Here is a 15,340-nt window from a genome sequence, read left to right on the forward strand (position 1 = left end):
TGAGCGGTGTCTAGGGTTGGCGACGTCCCTCCTCACGCAGCAGCGCTTGCAACGTGTCCAGGCGCGCGCCATCGAAGGCGATCACCGTGCCTTGTTCAAACACCCGTCGCGCCAATCCGGTAAGCACCGCACCGGGCGGCAGTTCGATGTGCAACCGCACGCCACGCTCGTAGGCGCTTTGTACGGTGCCGCGCCAGTCCACCACCCGGCACATGTTGAACGCCAGGTCCTCGCGCAACGCCTCGACCGAACGGATCGGCCGGGCGCGGCTACCACTCAAGTAGCCGATTGTCGGTAACTGCAACGGCACCGTGGCAAACGCCTCGGCCAGCACCTGCGCGGGCTCATCGAGCAGCGGGCAATGCGACGGCACGCTGACCGCCAGCCTTTTGGCCAGCCCCGCGCCACATCCTCGGGCCAATTCGGCGACGGCGTTCATCGCCGCATCACTGCCGGCGATCACTAGCTGGTTATCAGCATTGATGTTGGCCAGGTAAACCGGTGTCTCAATACTGTGAACCCGAGACAGCAAGCCTTCCACGGTCGCGAGGTCCAGACCGATGATCGCGGTCATGCCATAGCCCTGCGGATAGGCCTGTTGCATCAACTCACCCCGCAGGCTGACCAGATGCAGCGCATCGCTGAAACGCAATGCACCCGCCACCACCGCCGCCGGATACGCGCCGATGGACAGCCCGGCCACGTAATCCGCTGTACATCCCTGCTGCAACAACCTGCGCGCCGCCGCTGTTCCCGCGATCAGCAGACACAGCTGAACCGCACGGGTCGATTTCAGCGCCTCGGTGGAATCGAGTAGCAAAACATCTTCGCCCAGCACCTCGCTCGCCTCGAACACAGTCGCCTCGGGTAAACGATGGAGCATGCCCGGCTGCTGCGCGCCCTGGCCGGGAAACACCAACAGGCTGCTCACGCCGTTTGCTCCTGTGGATGCCAAGGGTCATTTACCAGCCGTGCTTCGTGCGCGTTTTTGAGCAACACCCGTCTTGCCGGACTGGCCCATTCGCGCAAGGCAACCGCGCCCAGTGGTGTTTGCAATTGCATGTCCACCGGGTACCCAACGGCGTCCAGTCGCTTCAGCAGTGCCTGTGCCTGAACTCGGTCCACCGGTTGCGGCGTGCGCAGGATCAAGTCGAGATCGCTACGCTCATGCAATGCCGTTACACCGCTGGCCAACTCAAACCCGGCGCTGCCGCTGACGCCCCAGACCCAACCACAGGCATCGAGCATCGATCGCAGTTGCGCCAGGGCCTGCAAGGCCGGCAGGTCGCGATCACCCTCGACATGGCAAAGATCTTCCGGTCGAATCCGGTGCAGGATCGCCTCGACCGCCATCCACGTGGCATAACGTTGCTCGCGCAACGGTCCTCGCACACCTACCGCAATCTGATCTTCGGCACTCAAAGCGCGTCGAACCACGACCGGCTGACCTTTGCGTGTCACCTCGATAACCCATTGCGGCGCGTCCGCTGGCAACTGCTCCGGGGTCAGGCCCCAGAGCAGATCATGGGCCAGAAACCCGTTCACCATTGCTCACGCAGCAGTTGGCGAACCTTGCTCGACGCCGCACGATTGGTCGCGCCCAGCCGCGAGCTCAAATCAGCGCCGGTGCTTTCAACGTCGCCAATGGCCTGGCGCAAGCAGTCGCTGACCCTAGCCAGATCGCCCTCGGTCGGCTGCTCGACCTGCTCCACCGTCAGGGTTTCCCAGAGCAGGCCGAGGCTGGCATAGCTGTCGATGTCATAGGCCATCGGCGGCACGCTGGCGGCCAGCACTTCGAGCTCTTCAACGCTGCGCAGGGTGACCCGCGCAGCCGAGACCTTGCCCATGGCGTGAACCATCACCCCAGGGTCACGCAAGGCAATCAGCCGGTTGGCCTGATAACCGTGGGCCAGAAACGCCCCGGACATCGCCTTGCCCACCAGCAAACCGATCACTGCATGCCCGGCCAGTCGTGCACGGGCATAACTGTCCGCAGCAGCGGCCAGCGCCTGATGAATGCCCAAGGCTTCTTCGCGGCGACCGTAGGCCTGGCTCGGCACATCGACGATGGCGATCAGCGCGCGTTTGTTCGGTGTGGCGCGATCGGCTTCAATCACCTCATCCACCGCTTTGGCCAAACCCCAGCCTTCCAACAAACCGACCTCGCCGTTACGCGCGCGGACAAAGCGGTTCTGCGGATCGGCCACCACAGCGATATACCGCACGGGCTGTTCACCCAACATACCATCGGCGACCTTCAACGAAGCGGGCAATCCGCCGACGACGGTGGAGCCGGCACTCAAGGCTTGAAACCAGTGCAAACCTCTCCGGAAATAGCCGTTCATGAGTGCTCTCCTTGATACAGATCGCGAACCGTCGCCGGTTCGATTTGTGGCATCGCGTCCAGACGGGCGAGGCGTTGCAGGAACAGATCCGCTTGGCGACTGCGCTGTTCAGCGGGTAGCCCCTGCTGCAACAACTCGCTGACGTGCTGCTGAATCTGCGCCACGTCATCGGCCACATACCGATCCACCAGCCCACTGGCGAACCGTTGCTCACCGCCGGTCAGGCTCCAGATGAACGGACGGTCGCGCGAGTCGTACTCCTCGATCCCGGCTTCCTGTTCGATCACTTGCGGACCATTGAGGCCAAGTCGCGCTTCCTGAGTGACCAGCAAATAGCTGCATAACCCGGCGGCAATCGACATGCCACCAAAGCAACCGACGCTGCCAGCCACCACACCGACCACGGCCTGGTACTGGCGCAAATCAACAATCGCCGCGTGAATATCGGCAATCGCCGCCAGCCCAAGGTTGGCTTCCTGCAAACGCACGCCACCGGTTTCCAGCAACAGCACGGCGCGGGTGGCGATCCCCTTGCGATTGTCCTCGGCCGCCAGTTCCAGCGCGCCGGCAATTTTCGCCCCGCCGACCTCACCCAGACTGCCGCCCTGAAATGCACCTTCGATGGCGGCAATCACTACCGGCAAACCGCCGATGCTGCCCTTGGCGATGACCACACCGTCATCGGCTTGCGGCACCACGCCCTGACGCGACAGCCATGGCGACATGACGCGCTGGAACGGGTCGAGCAATTCGCGAAAGGTCCCGGCGTCGAGCAAGGCCTTGGCGCGTTGTCGGGCACCGAGTTCGACGAAACTGTGTTTATTCAACAAATGCGCGCTGTCAGTCATGGCCAATCTCCTCGAAGCCTTGTTCCAGACGCAAGCGCACCACGCCTGGCGTGGCCCCGAAATCATGAATATCGATAGTCATCGCCGGCGGTGTCTGGCCGTCAAACATCCGTGCAAACAAATGCTGCCAACGCTGTTGGCTGCCATTGACCGAGGTCTGCACCTGGATCGTCAATGTGCCGGCCTGTCCCGGTTCGAGCAGCACTTCGAGATCGCCCGAGCCGACACAACCGACCAGCGCCCTGCCCCGCGCCGGCTGCCCGGCGGGGAATTCAAAGGATAAGGTTTCCATCAAAAAGCTCCCTGGATGACTCCGTCGCAGGATGAGATGCGGTCGATGAACAGACAGGCGGCGAGCAAATCCGCAGCGCCGCCGGGCGAGGCATTCAACGCAATTAATTGTTGGTCCAGCTCATGCAACCGGCGACGACCGGCCAGGCTGGCGCTGCCGCCTGCCTCCAGCACCGACCGGGCACCGAGTTGCATCGTTTCCAGCCCTTGCTGGCCTGCGCGGTAAAGCACGCAGGTATCGGCAAGCGTGCTCATGATTGCCAGCAACGCATCGAGCCGGGCGTTCTGTTCGCCACTGCCGGTGGCGCGGCTGCGCAGGAGTTGCGGCAGGCCGAATTGCATCACTGCCGGGAAGCCCAGTTGTGCCTCTTCCCGAGCGCCCCGCACCCCGTAACGTTGTGCCACTTGAGCGCCGTGGCTGAGCGGCCGCGGCGCATGGCGATCCTCGAGTAAGGCCAGACGCGCGGCGCGCACAGTGACTGCGCTGGCGCCACTGGATTCAGGTTCCAGCGCGGCAGCCGCGACCAACAGGCCCAAAGCCCAGATCGCTCCACGATGGGTGTTCACGCCATCGGTGGTGGCCAGCATCGTTTGTTCACCGTCGCGACCGATTTGCCCGAGGGCCTCGCGCAGCGGCAGACCGACTTCGCCAAACGCGATGGCCGCTTCAGCCATGTCCTTGAAGGCCGGCCACAGCGACAGCGCCGAGGCGTGCATCAGCCCCAGGTGCAAATCGTTGTGGGCACCGCTGCCGCGACGGTCCACCAGCGCCGGTTTGGGCGACAGGTCGGCTTCGTCGATCAGCGCGTCTACCGCCAGGTCGGCCAGCCGTTCGGCCGGGGTCAGGCGCTTGGGTTGCAGATTAAGTGCGTGCATTACCAGCTCCTGAACTTGGCGGGCGGGTTGTACAAGCCACCCGACCACTCCACCAGATCGGCGACGCTTTTCGCCGCCAGCAGTTCGCGGGTGGCGTCGGTGCGGCGGATGCCGAGGTCTTCGGGCAAGGCGATCAGCCCTTCGCGACGCATGCGCGCAGTGTCTTTGGGGTTATGGCGCAGGCCGATGGCGGTGACCCCGGCCACGGCCGCGATCATTGCCTGACGTTCTTCCAGGGAGCGCGCCTTGTACAAATAGGCGATACCTTCTTCGGTGAGCAGGTGAGTAACGTCGTCGCCGTAGATCATGATCGGCGCCAGCGGCATGCCGCTTTTCTTCGCCACTTCGACCGCATCGAGGGTTTCAACGAAGGTTGGTTTACCACCCTCCTGGAAGGTCTCGACCATTTGCACCACCAGCTTCTTGCCACGCTCGAGCATCGCTTCTGGGGCATCGTCGTGGCGCATGTCGAGCCAGGCCGGGGTGCCATGGCGGCGACCACGCGGGTCGTGGCCCATGTTCGGCGCGCCGCCGAAACCGGCCAGGCGCCCACGGGTCACGGTGGAAGAATGACCGTCGCCGTCCACCTGCAAGGTTGCGCCGATAAACAGATCCACCGCGTACTGCCCGGCCAGTTGGCAGAACATTCGATTGGAACGCAGGGAACCGTCGCGACCGGTGAAAAACACGTCCGGGCGAGCGGCGATGTAGTTCTCCATCCCCAGTTCGGTGCCGAAGCAATGCACACTTTCGACCCAGCCACTTTCGATGGCCGGAATCAGCGTCGGGTGCGGATTGAGGGTCCAGTTGCGGCAGATCTTGCCTTTGAGCCCCAGCGATTCGCCGTAGGTCGGCAAGATCAATTCGATGGCCGCGGTGTTGAAACCGATACCGTGGTTGAGCGACTGAACGTTGTGTTTTTCATAGATCCCGCGGATTGCCATCATCGCCATCAGTACATGCACGGGCTTGATGTGCCGAGGGTCGCGGGTGAACAACGGTTCGATGTAGAACGGTTTGTCAGCCACCACCACGAAATCCACCCATGACGCGGGAATGTCCACGCGGGGCAACTCGCTGACGTCGTCCACCAACTGGTTGACCTGGACGATCACAATGCCGTCGCTGAAGGCCGCCGGCTCGATCAGCGCCGGAGTGTCCTCGGTGCTCGGCCCAGTGTAGATATTGCCGGCACGGTCGGCCATGAATCCGGCCGAGAGCACCACGTTCGGAATCAGGTCCACCACCAGCCGGGCGTAGAGTTCGATGTAGGTGTGGATCGCGCCGATTTCCAGCAGACCATCTTCAAGCAACTGGCTGATGCGCAGACTTTGGGTGCCGGCGAAGGAGAAATCGAGCTTGCGCGCGATGCCTCGTTCGAACAGGTCCAGGTGCTCCGAGCGGCCAACACTGGGCATGATCATGTGCAGGTCATGCAGCTTGGCCGGATCGGCCTTGGCCAGGGAACGGGATAAAAAGTCCGCCTGCTTCTGGTTGTTGCCCTCCAACACCACACGGTCGCCAGGCAGGATCAATTCCTCCAGCGCCGCAACGATCTTGTCGGTGGGCAACACCACGCCATCGGCGAGACCTCGCACCTGCTCCAGGCGGCGCTGTTTTTCACTGCGCCGCCGCGTCCAGCGCGAGTCGGGGGATATTGTTGTTGTCATGCTCACTCCACGGGTTCGCTTTCGTGGAATTACCTTAGGAGCTAATGGAGGGCGGCATCAATCAAGATGAGCGGTGAACTGTTACGCTCAGGGTAATGTTTCCAGCGCATTCGCTACCCTTCGCACCTATTAAACTAAGCAAACCCTCCAAACTATAGGACCTGCCTATAAAAACTATAAGTCATCGATCTTGGACGCTATAGCTGTGCGCGTTCATTCTTTCAGCCAACCACAACGGCAAGGTACTTCACCATGAAAGAGTTGATCGATGGCTTCCTCAAGTTTCAGCGTGAAGCATTTCCACAGCGCTCCAGCCTCTTCAAACATCTGGCCTCTACCCAGTCGCCTAAAACACTGTTCATTGCCTGCTCCGACAGTCGTGTCGTGCCGGAGTTGCTGACCCAGCAAGAACCCGGCGAACTGTTCGTGATTCGCAATGCCGGCAACATCGTACCGTCCTATGGCCCCGAGCCTGGCGGTGTCTCCGCCACGGTCGAGTACGCCGTTGCCGTACTGGGTGTCACTGATGTGGTGATCTGCGGGCACTCCGATTGCGGTGCGATGACCGCCATTGCCCAGTGCAAATGCCTGGACCACTTGCCCGCCGTCGCCAATTGGTTGCGCTACTCCGAAGGCGCCAAAGTGATCAATGCCGGCCGTCCTCATAGCAGTGACGAAGCGCGCCTGACCTCACTGGTCAAAGAGAACGTCATCGCTCAACTGGCCAATCTGCAGACTCATCCCAGCGTTCGCCTGGCCCAGGAGCAAGGTGCGCTGAATCTGCACGGCTGGGTCTACGACATCGAAAGTGGCGGCATCGACGCGCTCGACGGTGTCTCCCGGCAGTTCGTCTCGATTGCCGATTTCCCGGACACCTGCGCCATGCCCGCCCGGGCTGTCGCCAACGTCGCTTGAACCACACACCCCATCAAACCGCAGGAGAAGCACCATGCAACAGTCCCATGCTTATCAAGACCCAACGCTGGCCCTGACCGGCAAAATCCTCGAAGCCAAGGCCCGCAAGGACCTGTCCTGGGAAAACCTGACCGAAGGCACCGGCCTGAGCCTGCTCTATGTCACGGCTGCCCTGCTCGGCCAACACCCACTGCCGGAAGCGGCTGCCAAAGTGGTGGTCGAGCACCTGGGCCTGGACAACGACGCCGTCGCCCAGTTGCAAACCATCCCGCTTCGCGGCTCTCTAGCCAGCGGCGTGCCGACCGACCCGACCATCTACCGCTTCTACGAGATGATCCAGGTCTACGGTACCGCCCTGAAGTCGATTGTTCACGAGCAGTTCGGTGACGGCATTATCAGCGCCATCAACTTCAAGATGGACATCAAGAAGGTCGAAGATCCCGAAGGTGGCTCCCGCGCGGTGATCACCCTGGACGGAAAATTCCTCCCTTACAAACCGTTTTAAGCTGACGAACGTGGGCCGGCATTAATCTGCCGGCCCACTCGAAACGCATTTCTGGCACCTCCAGTCATCCACGTTATAGTTGAAGGGACTCAAACCGCGTGGAGGGGCTATGCGCCAGATTGTCAGCAAGGAACCATGGTGGGCTGCGCCGCCGAAGCCCGGGCAAGACGAGTCCGAGCTGGAATGGGGTTGGCTGGTCACGTACAACGAGGGCGAGCCGCGTTTCGAGTTTGTGAAAGAGCGACCAACGGATAACGAAATCCGCAATCGCAAGAGCTGCCGAATCACCCTTCCGGAGTAACCGGCGCGCGCCATCCAGGGCGGGCCTGCATCCTTTTCAGGCCCACCTGACATCAGGATGACGCGACAGGCCTCACACGTTTACGATCATCTCGAAGCCGCCGAAGATCATCCGCTGACCATCGAAGGGCATTGAGTTGTCCAGTGATTGAAGCCTGGGGTCGTCCATGAACTTCTTCATACCGGTGTCGCGCGTCTGACGGTCCGGCCAGATGATCCACGAGAACACCACGGTCTCGTCTTCCTTGAGTTTCACCGCCATCGGGAACGAGGTCAGTTTGCCTTGAGGCACATCGTCGCCCCAGCATTCGGTCACGCTCAGTGCACCGTTTTCCTTGAAAATACCTGCCATGAACTCGGCGTGCTGCTTGAATTTATCGCGGTTGGCGGTGGGTACGGCTGCAACAAAGCCATCGACATAGGACATGATCACTCTCCTCTTTGAAATGCGTCATCGATTTACCGGTTAGTCGATCTGCAAGCGTGCAAATCGACCGGCCTGTCAGGCGAACCGACCAACGGACATTTCCGCGCTGGCTAGAGCAGGAGTTGCTTCTGACGCTCTGCCAGGTCCACGGCGAAATGGCAGCCGTGGGGTTCGCGGGTGGTGAGCTCCACTCGCCAGTTCTGGTTGGTGCAAATCCGCTGAACCAGCGACAGCCCCAATCCCAGCCCTTCGCCTCGGTGTTCGTCGCCCCTGACAAAGGGCTGGAACATCGCGTGGCGTTTTTCTTCCGGAATGCCGATGCCGCTGTCTTCCACGCTGAAGCCATGGTCACGCAGGGTCAGGCGAATAAAGCCATGATCAGTATAGTGCCAGGCGTTGCGCAGCAGGTTGCCCATCACCGATTGCAGGAACGTCAGGTTGTAGCAGGTGTTTGTGGTCTGCTCATCGAGGTAGATGAACTCCAGGCCTTTTTCCCGGATCAGCCTGCCCCAAATCTCTGCCAACGCATCGGCGACCTCTTTCAAGGAGGCGTTGCCACCGTTACCGGAGTCGTTGTCCCGGTCACGCGCCAGCATCAGGAACGTGTCGACCAGCTGTCGCATTTCATCGCTGGCCCTGGCAATACGGCTGACCTGAGCCATCGAGCGCTGATCCAGGGCACGATTGCTCAACAACAGCTCACATGAACTGGCGAGCACCATCAACGGCGTTCGCAATTCGTGGCTGACATCGCTGGTGAAGAGTTTTTCCCGGCCCAGCGCCTCGCGCAGTCGGCCCAGGGTTTGATCAAAGGACATCGCCAGTTCGCCGACCTCGTCAACGGCATACTCGGGCGCCAGCGGTGGCGCGAGTTCCAGTAGCTGATCGCGGTGGCGCACCTGACGTGCCAAACGGATCACCGGGGCCATGACGCGTCGGGCCAGCAGCCACCCCAACAGAATCGCCAGCAGGATGCTCAACACGAACCCGACAATCACCACCGCGTACAGCACACGTTCGCGTTGTTCATGGCTTCGCTGATCTTTCAGCAGGACGTACTGGCGACCTTCGACCATCTTCACCATGGCGTAGTAGTCCTCACCGCCAAAGACGATTTCCTGAAACCCCGGCTGCAGCGCCTTGAGCTGCTCGTCGGGGGTCATTTCACCCAGTCCACCCTCAAAGAAAAACAGCTCGTCTTTTTCCGGCCGATGGGTCCAGTCATCGGTGTTGTCCATCAGCAGCAGGCGTTGCAGCCCACCGCTCAGGCTGGTGGTGGTGAGCTTTCTTTCAACGATATGCACAGTCGCGACAATGCCCACCGCAAAGACCCCTGCGACAAACGCAGTCATCAGCGCGAAAACAATCACAATCCTTTTTGCCAGGCTTTGCTTGGAATCCATGTCTTTCCAGTGTTTGAATGCCGACGTCACACCTTGATGTCCTGCGCGACGAGTTTTTGGTTGCGACGCCGACGCTCAAACCAAAGGTAGACGACCGGGGTGGTGTACAACGTCAGGATCTGCGAGACCGCCAGGCCGCCGACAATAGCAATGCCCAATGGCTGGCGAAGTTCCGAGCCGGCACCGTGACCGAACGCCAATGGCACCGCGCCGAGCAGTGCCGCCAGCGAGGTCATCAGGATCGGCCGCAAGCGCAACAGGCACCCTTCACGCACAGCGTCTCTGGCAGACAAGCCACGCTGCTGGGCCGACAGCGTGAAGTCAACGATCATGATCGCGTTCTTCTTGACGATGCCGATCAGCAAAATAATGCCGATCATCCCAAGGACCGACAGGTCCTGTCCACAGAGCATCAATGCCAGCAGTGCACCGAACCCGGCGGACGGCAGGGTCGAAATGATCGTCAACGGGTGAATCGCGTTCTCGTAGAGCACGCCCAGCACGATGTAGACGGTCAGAATGGCTGCCAGAATCAGCCAGGGTTGTGATTTCAACGAGTCCTGAAATGCCTGGGCGGTGCCCTGGAAACTGCCGACGACAGAGTCGGGCATCGCCACCGCCAAAGACGCCTGATTGATCGCGCTGACCGCATCGCTCAGGGCTTGGCCGGGCGCCAGGTCAAACGACAGGGTAATGGCCGGAAATACCCCTTGGTGGTTGATGATGATCGGCACCTGTTCGGTCTTGATGCTCGCCAACAGATTCAATGGCACCAGGGTTGCGGAGCTGGCGCGTACGTATAAGTGTTCCAGCGTCGCGGTGGACGTCTGCCAGTGCGGGTCCAGTTCAAGAACCACGTGGTTCTGGTCGAGCTGGGTGAACATCGTCGCGACCTGACGCTGGCCGAAGGCGTCGTACAGCACGTCGTCGATGGCCTGCACCGTCACGCCCAGACGCGCCGCCGTGGCACGGTCGATCACCAGGGTTGCCTGAGGAATCGCCTGTTGCTGATCAGACGTCACGTGTTGCAGTTGCGGCAAGCTCTTGAGTTTTTCCAGCAGCACTCCGCTCCAGTGATCCAGCTCTGCGCTGTCCGGGTCCTGAAGGGTGTACTGATACTGGGTTTTACTGGCGCGGCCACCGATCTGGATGTCCTGGTTAGCCTGTAAGTAGACCTTGACCCCGGACAACTGATCGAGGGCCGGTTGCAAACGGCTGATCACCTCTTGGGCACTGTCGGTGCGCTCGCTGAATGGCTTGAGGTTGATCATCACCTTGCCCTGGCTGACCGTCGGGTTCGGGCCGATCCAGAAATACACCTTGGCCACCGCCGGGTCATGACCGACGACTTCGGCGACACGGTTGACCTGTTCACGCATGGCCATCGGCGAGATATCGGCAGCGGCTTCGGCGACACCCTGGATCAGGCCGTTATCCTGCTGCGGGAAGAAGCCCTTGGGAATGCTCACGTACAACACTGCTGTCGCCAGCAATGTGGCCAGTGCCACGCCGAGGGTCAGACGCTGATGGTCGAGCACCCAGTCGAGGCTACGGCGATAACCATTGTGCAAGCCGGTGAACGCCCGCTCGCAAGCCTGGGCGAAACGCCCCTCCTCGCTCTCGGCATGCGGTTTGAGCAGCCAGGCACAAAGCATCGGGGTGATCGTCAACGAGACGATGCAGGACATGATGATCGCCACGCTGACCGTGACTGCGAACTCGCGCATCAAGCGCCCGACGATCCCCGACATCAACAGGATCGGCAAGAACACCGCGATCAACGAGACCGTCATCGAGACAATGGTGAACGCCACTTCGCGCAAACCATCGACCGCCGATTGCAGGCGTGACTTGCCCATCTCCAGATGGCGCACGATGTTTTCCATCACCACGATGGCATCGTCCACCACAAAGCCGACGGCAATGGCCAGGCCCATGATCGACAGGTTGTCGAGGCTGTAGCCGAGCAAATACATCACGCCGAAGGTCGACACCAGCGACAGCGGAATGGTCAAACTGGGAATCAGCGTGGCGGTGGCCTTGCGCAGGAACACGAAGATCACCACGACCACCAGGGCAATCGACAACAGCAAGGTGAACTGCATGTCGTTGACCGAAGCTTCGATGGTCTGGGTACGGTCGCCGACCACTTGAACCTGCACGTCGCGAGGCAACGACGCAGTCAGTTCGGGCAACTTGGCCTTGATCGTGGCGATGGTCGACAGCAGGTTGAAACCCGGTTGTTTGTGAATGTCGACGATCACCGTCGGCTCACCGCCCAACTGTGCCGCTTGCTGGGTATCTTCGGCACCGGCAATGACCCGACCAAGGTCACCGAGCTTGATCGACATACCGTTTTTATAGGCAATCACCTGATCCCGATAATGCTGCGGGTCGAGCATCTGGTCGGTCGCGCCGAGCGTGACGGAACGGGTCTGCCCGTCAAGGGTGCCCTTGGGCTGATCGACGGTACTGACGCCGATCAAGCTGCGCACGTCTTCCAGGCTCAGGCCCCGTGCGGCCAGCGCATCCGGGTCGATCTGAATCCGCACCGCCGGTTTTTGCTCACCGTGGAAATCCACCAGGCCGACGCCCGGCATCTGCGACAAACGCTGGGCAATGTAGTTGTCCGCGTAACGGTCGAGTTCCGGCAGCGTACGCGTCGGCGACGTCACGGCCAGCGACAACACCGTCCCTTCCGCCGGGTTGACCTTGTTGAAGGTCGGCGTACTGGTCATGGTCTTCGGCAAGTTCGGGGTCGCGGTGTTGATCGCGGTCTGCACATCCTGCGCAGCGCCATCGATGTTCCGTGACAGGTCGAACTGCAACACAACCTGGGTCTTGCCGGCCGCGCTCGAGGAGGTCATCGAGGTGACTTGCGGAACGGCGGCAAAGGCTCTTTCCAGAGGCGTCGCGACCGATGAAGCCATGGTCTCGGCGCTGGCCCCGGAGAGTTTGGCGGTAACCTGAATGGTCGGGAAATCCACCGTAGGCAGTGGTGCTACCGGTAACTGGAAGTACGCGAAAGCGCCCAGCAACATCACCCCAAGCGCCAACAGGCTAAGACCCACGCGTCGTTGAATCAGTCCAGCGAGCCCTTTCATCGTGCGCTCTCCACAGGCGTGGCGGACACCAGCGCAGCGGCTTCGTCAGCCTTGATCGGCGCAACTTTGACGCCCGGCGCAATGCGTGACTGGCCTTGCACGACGACCGTTTCTCCGGCGGCCAGACCCTGACGAATCCACTGCTTGCCATCGACCACGGCAGCAGCATCGACCTGACGCGGTTGCACCCGTTGGTCAGCCCCGACCACATAGACAAAATTGCCCTGGCGGCCGAACTGCACGGCATTGGCCGGCACCACCGTGACGTCCTGGCGGGTGCTGACCAGCAAGCGTGCGCTGACCAATTCGCCAGGCCATAACTGGTTGGTACTGTTGTCGAACTCGGCCTTCAACTGGATCTGACCGCTGGCCGCAGCGACCTGGCTGTCAATGAAGCTCAGACGGCCGCGAGCGATTTCCTGATGGCCATCGCGGGTCATGGCGACCACTTGCAAGGCACCCTTGGCGTTTTCTTCAAGGATCTGCGGGAGCTCGTCCTGGGAAACGGCGAAGGCCACCGAGATCGGGTTCATCTGGGTAATGGTCACCAGGCCCGTGGCTTCCGCACCGTGGGCGATGGCGCCGACGTCCAGCAAACGCTGGCCGGTACGCCCGGTCAGCGGTGCCTTGACCTGAGTGAACTCCAACTGCAGGCGAGCGGTGTCGAGTGCCGCCTGATCGGCCTGCACCGTGGCCTGTTGCGCTGCCAGTTCGGCGCGATAGGTGTCGACATCCTGAGTCGGCCCGGCCTTGGCGGCCGCCAGTTTGCTGGCCCGGTCCAGGCTTACCCGCAGGTTGGCCAGTTGCGCCTGATCCTTGGCCGCCAGCGCTTGCGCTTGAGTCACCTGAGCCTGGTAAACCCGTGGATCGATCACCGCCAGCAGACTGCCGGCGTTCACGCTCTGGCCTTCCTTGAACAGGACTTTCTGCAACTCGCCATCCACCCGAACCCGCACATTGACGCTGTTGAGCGGCTGGACGTTGCCAATCGCACTGAGCCAGATCGGCAGGTCCTGCTGGCTGACTTGCGTCAGTTGCACCGGCACGGCGGCTGCCTCGGTTTTGGCCGGTGCCGCCTGAGCCCGCTTGACCCACTGAAATCCACCGAAACCGGCGCCCAACAGGAGTATTAGTAGCGCCCAGGAGAGTGCTCGATGGCGAGGGTTCGCAACGCGTTGCTTAGCATTCATGGGTGTGACGCCTGAGAAGGAGAAAGGGAAGCGATGGCGTCGGGCGTGAAATCACCGCCCAGCGCCCGGAACAAACCGACAGCGGCCTGCAGGTGTTGCAGGCGCACCTGCAGCAGCGTGTCTTCGGCCTGATACTGGGTGCGCTCGACAATCAGCAAGGTCTGAAAGTCGGTGGAACCCAGTCGATAACGCACCTGTGCCAACCTGGCGGCCTCGCGGGCGGAGTCCACCGCGGCCTGATTCAGGGCATAGCTTTTATCCAGTTCGCGGGTGGCGCTCAGTTGGGTTTCGACGTCTTGCAGCGCCTCGATCACTGACTCGCGGTAGCTGGCGGTCAGTTCCTGTGCGTGCGCCTGATCGAAGTGCAACTGACCGTTGAGCTGGCCGCCGGTGAACACCGGTTGGGCCAATGTGCCGACGACGCTCCAGATATTGCCGCCGGCGATGGTGTCGATACCGCCGATCAGGTCCAGCGACAGATTTGGCAAGAACGCCGCACGGGCGACCCCGACATCGAAGTTGGCCGAGACTAGTCGCGCTTCAGCCGCTTGCACATCGGGCCGCTGACGCAGCAGGCCGATGGGTAATCCAGCGGATGGGCGCGGCATCTGCAAACCCTCAAGACCGGAGCTTTTCAGATGAAAACCTTGCGGCGTCTCGCCCACCAGTACCGCCAATTGGTAGAGCGCCAGATCGCGCTGCTGACGCAACGGTGGCATCGCCGCCTGGAAGGTTTGCAGGGCGTTGCGTTGCTGCGCCACTTCAAGATTGGACACGGCGCCCTGGCTGGCCTGGACTTCAACGAGGTCAAGTACCTGCTTGGCGTCGTCGGCAATCGACTGGGCCAGACGCAGCCGTTCTTCCAGCGACAAGACCTGGAAGTAGCTGTCGGCGATGCTCGCCCCCAGGCTCATGCGCAGGGTTTGTGCGTCGAACACGCTGGCATTGGCCAATGCATCGGCAGAGTCCGCGGCAGCGCGCTGTTTACCCCAGAAGTCCAGCTCGTAGGTCGCCTCGGCAAACACGCTGCTTTTCTTGGTGGTGCCGTAATTGTTCTGGCGTTGGACATTGCCGCCCAGTGCCAGCGTCGGATATTGCCCGGCGCCGACGACCTGAGCCGAAGCGCGTGCCTCTTCGATGCGGCTGGCCGCGGCTTTAAGGGTGTAATTGGCCGAGAGGCCGCGGGTGATCAGGTCATTCAGTTCAGCGCTGTGGAATTCACTCCACCACTGCCCTCCCCGTGCAGCGGACGTTTGCCCGGTGCCGTTCCAGTTTGCCGCCAGCGGCAACTCCGGTTGATGGTAAGCGGGCACCATCGAGCAGCCACCGAGCATCAATACGCCCAGCAGCACCGACATGGATAAAAAGTTACGCCTCGGTGAGGTTGCAACTGACATTGGTACGCGATCTCCGGCTGAAACGTTTGTGGAGCACGTCCACGAATGAGCCGAAGATAGCCAACTGCG

15 protein-coding genes are annotated in these 15,340 nt (G+C 61.4%); 3 read left to right on the forward strand and 12 right to left on the reverse strand.

The window, feature by feature from the left end; translation table 11 throughout:
• Positions 1-10: 10 nt before the first annotated feature.
• From mdcH to mdcA, 7 genes are read right to left on the reverse strand one after another with little or no spacing between them, the layout of a single operon-like run.
• A complete protein-coding gene (gene mdcH, locus BK658_RS06765; RefSeq protein ID WP_123581635.1) occupies positions 11-931 on the reverse strand; it encodes a malonate decarboxylase subunit epsilon in 921 nt (306 codons plus the stop codon).
• Positions 928-1,548, reverse strand: a complete 621-nt coding sequence (locus tag BK658_RS06770) for a malonate decarboxylase holo-ACP synthase (protein ID WP_123581636.1) — start codon at positions 1,546-1,548, stop codon at positions 928-930. The genes mdcH and BK658_RS06770 overlap by 4 nt, the downstream gene beginning before the upstream one ends.
• Positions 1,542-2,345: a biotin-independent malonate decarboxylase subunit gamma gene (mdcE, locus tag BK658_RS06775; protein WP_123581637.1), complete on the reverse strand. Its 804-nt coding sequence runs from the start codon at positions 2,343-2,345 to the stop codon at positions 1,542-1,544. The genes BK658_RS06770 and mdcE overlap by 7 nt, the downstream gene beginning before the upstream one ends.
• Positions 2,342-3,193, reverse strand: a complete 852-nt coding sequence (locus tag BK658_RS06780; protein ID WP_123581638.1) for a biotin-independent malonate decarboxylase subunit beta — start codon at positions 3,191-3,193, stop codon at positions 2,342-2,344. Before BK658_RS06780 ends, mdcE begins: the two co-directional genes overlap by 4 nt.
• A complete protein-coding gene (locus tag BK658_RS06785; RefSeq protein ID WP_123581639.1) occupies positions 3,186-3,485 on the reverse strand; it encodes a malonate decarboxylase subunit delta in 300 nt (99 codons plus the stop codon). The genes BK658_RS06780 and BK658_RS06785 overlap by 8 nt, the downstream gene beginning before the upstream one ends.
• A complete protein-coding gene (locus tag BK658_RS06790) occupies positions 3,485-4,360 on the reverse strand; it encodes a triphosphoribosyl-dephospho-CoA synthase (protein ID WP_123581640.1) in 876 nt (291 codons plus the stop codon). Before BK658_RS06790 ends, BK658_RS06785 begins: the two co-directional genes overlap by 1 nt.
• Positions 4,360-6,030 (reverse strand): malonate decarboxylase subunit alpha, encoded by a 1,671-nt coding sequence (gene mdcA, locus BK658_RS06795; protein ID WP_123581641.1) that lies wholly within the window; start codon positions 6,028-6,030, stop codon positions 4,360-4,362. Before mdcA ends, BK658_RS06790 begins: the two co-directional genes overlap by 1 nt.
• Before the next feature lie 252 nt (positions 6,031-6,282).
• On the opposite strand from mdcA, the gene BK658_RS06800 reads away from it, so the two are divergent.
• The 3 genes from BK658_RS06800 to BK658_RS06810 all read left to right on the forward strand — a co-directional run bounded on the left by BK658_RS06800 (position 6,283) and on the right by BK658_RS06810 (position 7,751).
• Positions 6,283-6,945, forward strand: a complete 663-nt coding sequence (locus BK658_RS06800; protein WP_054597448.1) for a carbonic anhydrase — start codon at positions 6,283-6,285, stop codon at positions 6,943-6,945.
• A gap of 34 nt (positions 6,946-6,979) precedes the next feature.
• The gene (gene cynS / locus BK658_RS06805; protein WP_123581642.1) at positions 6,980-7,450 is read left to right on the forward strand and encodes a cyanase; all 471 of its coding nucleotides are present in this window, start codon (positions 6,980-6,982) and stop codon (positions 7,448-7,450) included.
• A 109-nt stretch (positions 7,451-7,559) separates the two neighbouring features.
• Complete coding sequence (locus tag BK658_RS06810; protein ID WP_123581643.1) at positions 7,560-7,751, forward strand: hypothetical protein; 192 nt, start codon at positions 7,560-7,562, stop codon at positions 7,749-7,751.
• 72 nt (positions 7,752-7,823) lie between these two features.
• On the opposite strand, the gene BK658_RS06815 is transcribed toward BK658_RS06810, so the two are convergent.
• From BK658_RS06815 to BK658_RS06835, 5 genes are all read right to left on the reverse strand, one after another.
• On the reverse strand, positions 7,824-8,177 hold the full coding sequence (locus BK658_RS06815; RefSeq protein WP_054597451.1) for a DUF1428 domain-containing protein: 354 nt from the start codon (positions 8,175-8,177) through the stop codon (positions 7,824-7,826).
• Positions 8,178-8,287: 110 nt separating this feature from the next.
• Positions 8,288-9,580, reverse strand: a complete 1,293-nt coding sequence (locus BK658_RS06820) for a sensor histidine kinase (RefSeq protein WP_123581752.1) — start codon at positions 9,578-9,580, stop codon at positions 8,288-8,290.
• Between the two features lie 26 nt (positions 9,581-9,606).
• Positions 9,607-12,684, reverse strand: a complete 3,078-nt coding sequence (locus tag BK658_RS06825; RefSeq protein WP_123581644.1) for an efflux RND transporter permease subunit — start codon at positions 12,682-12,684, stop codon at positions 9,607-9,609.
• Complete coding sequence (locus tag BK658_RS06830; RefSeq protein ID WP_123581645.1) at positions 12,681-13,874, reverse strand: efflux RND transporter periplasmic adaptor subunit; 1,194 nt, start codon at positions 13,872-13,874, stop codon at positions 12,681-12,683. The genes BK658_RS06825 and BK658_RS06830 overlap by 4 nt, the downstream gene beginning before the upstream one ends.
• A complete protein-coding gene (locus tag BK658_RS06835) occupies positions 13,871-15,271 on the reverse strand; it encodes an efflux transporter outer membrane subunit (RefSeq protein ID WP_259740062.1) in 1,401 nt (466 codons plus the stop codon). Before BK658_RS06835 ends, BK658_RS06830 begins: the two co-directional genes overlap by 4 nt.
• Between the last annotated feature and the right edge of the window lie 69 nt (positions 15,272-15,340).

The organism is Pseudomonas brassicacearum (assembly GCF_003732175.1).
GTDB classification, from domain to species: Bacteria; Pseudomonadota; Gammaproteobacteria; order Pseudomonadales; family Pseudomonadaceae; genus Aquipseudomonas; species Aquipseudomonas brassicacearum_G.

What these genes read in the sequence shown, in the direction of transcription:
- BK658_RS06820 (WP_123581752.1), bottom strand. Translation starts at nt 9,580, where the DNA reads ATGGATTCCAAGCAAAGCCTGGCAAAAAGGATTGTGATTGTTTTCGCG.
- BK658_RS06830 (WP_123581645.1), bottom strand. Translation starts at nt 13,874, where the DNA reads ATGAATGCTAAGCAACGCGTTGCGAACCCTCGCCATCGAGCACTCTCC.
- cynS (WP_123581642.1), top strand. Translation starts at nt 6,980, where the DNA reads ATGCAACAGTCCCATGCTTATCAAGACCCAACGCTGGCCCTGACCGGC.
- mdcE (WP_123581637.1), bottom strand. Translation starts at nt 2,345, where the DNA reads ATGAACGGCTATTTCCGGAGAGGTTTGCACTGGTTTCAAGCCTTGAGT.
- BK658_RS06770 (WP_123581636.1), bottom strand. Translation starts at nt 1,548, where the DNA reads ATGGTGAACGGGTTTCTGGCCCATGATCTGCTCTGGGGCCTGACCCCG.
- BK658_RS06815 (WP_054597451.1), bottom strand. Translation starts at nt 8,177, where the DNA reads ATGTCCTATGTCGATGGCTTTGTTGCAGCCGTACCCACCGCCAACCGC.
- mdcA (WP_123581641.1), bottom strand. Translation starts at nt 6,030, where the DNA reads ATGACAACAACAATATCCCCCGACTCGCGCTGGACGCGGCGGCGCAGT.
- BK658_RS06800 (WP_054597448.1), top strand. Translation starts at nt 6,283, where the DNA reads ATGAAAGAGTTGATCGATGGCTTCCTCAAGTTTCAGCGTGAAGCATTT.
- BK658_RS06825 (WP_123581644.1), bottom strand. Translation starts at nt 12,684, where the DNA reads ATGAAAGGGCTCGCTGGACTGATTCAACGACGCGTGGGTCTTAGCCTG.
- BK658_RS06835 (WP_259740062.1), bottom strand. Translation starts at nt 15,271, where the DNA reads ATGTCAGTTGCAACCTCACCGAGGCGTAACTTTTTATCCATGTCGGTG.
- BK658_RS06790 (WP_123581640.1), bottom strand. Translation starts at nt 4,360, where the DNA reads ATGCACGCACTTAATCTGCAACCCAAGCGCCTGACCCCGGCCGAACGG.
- BK658_RS06780 (WP_123581638.1), bottom strand. Translation starts at nt 3,193, where the DNA reads ATGACTGACAGCGCGCATTTGTTGAATAAACACAGTTTCGTCGAACTC.
- BK658_RS06810 (WP_123581643.1), top strand. Translation starts at nt 7,560, where the DNA reads ATGCGCCAGATTGTCAGCAAGGAACCATGGTGGGCTGCGCCGCCGAAG.
- BK658_RS06785 (WP_123581639.1), bottom strand. Translation starts at nt 3,485, where the DNA reads ATGGAAACCTTATCCTTTGAATTCCCCGCCGGGCAGCCGGCGCGGGGC.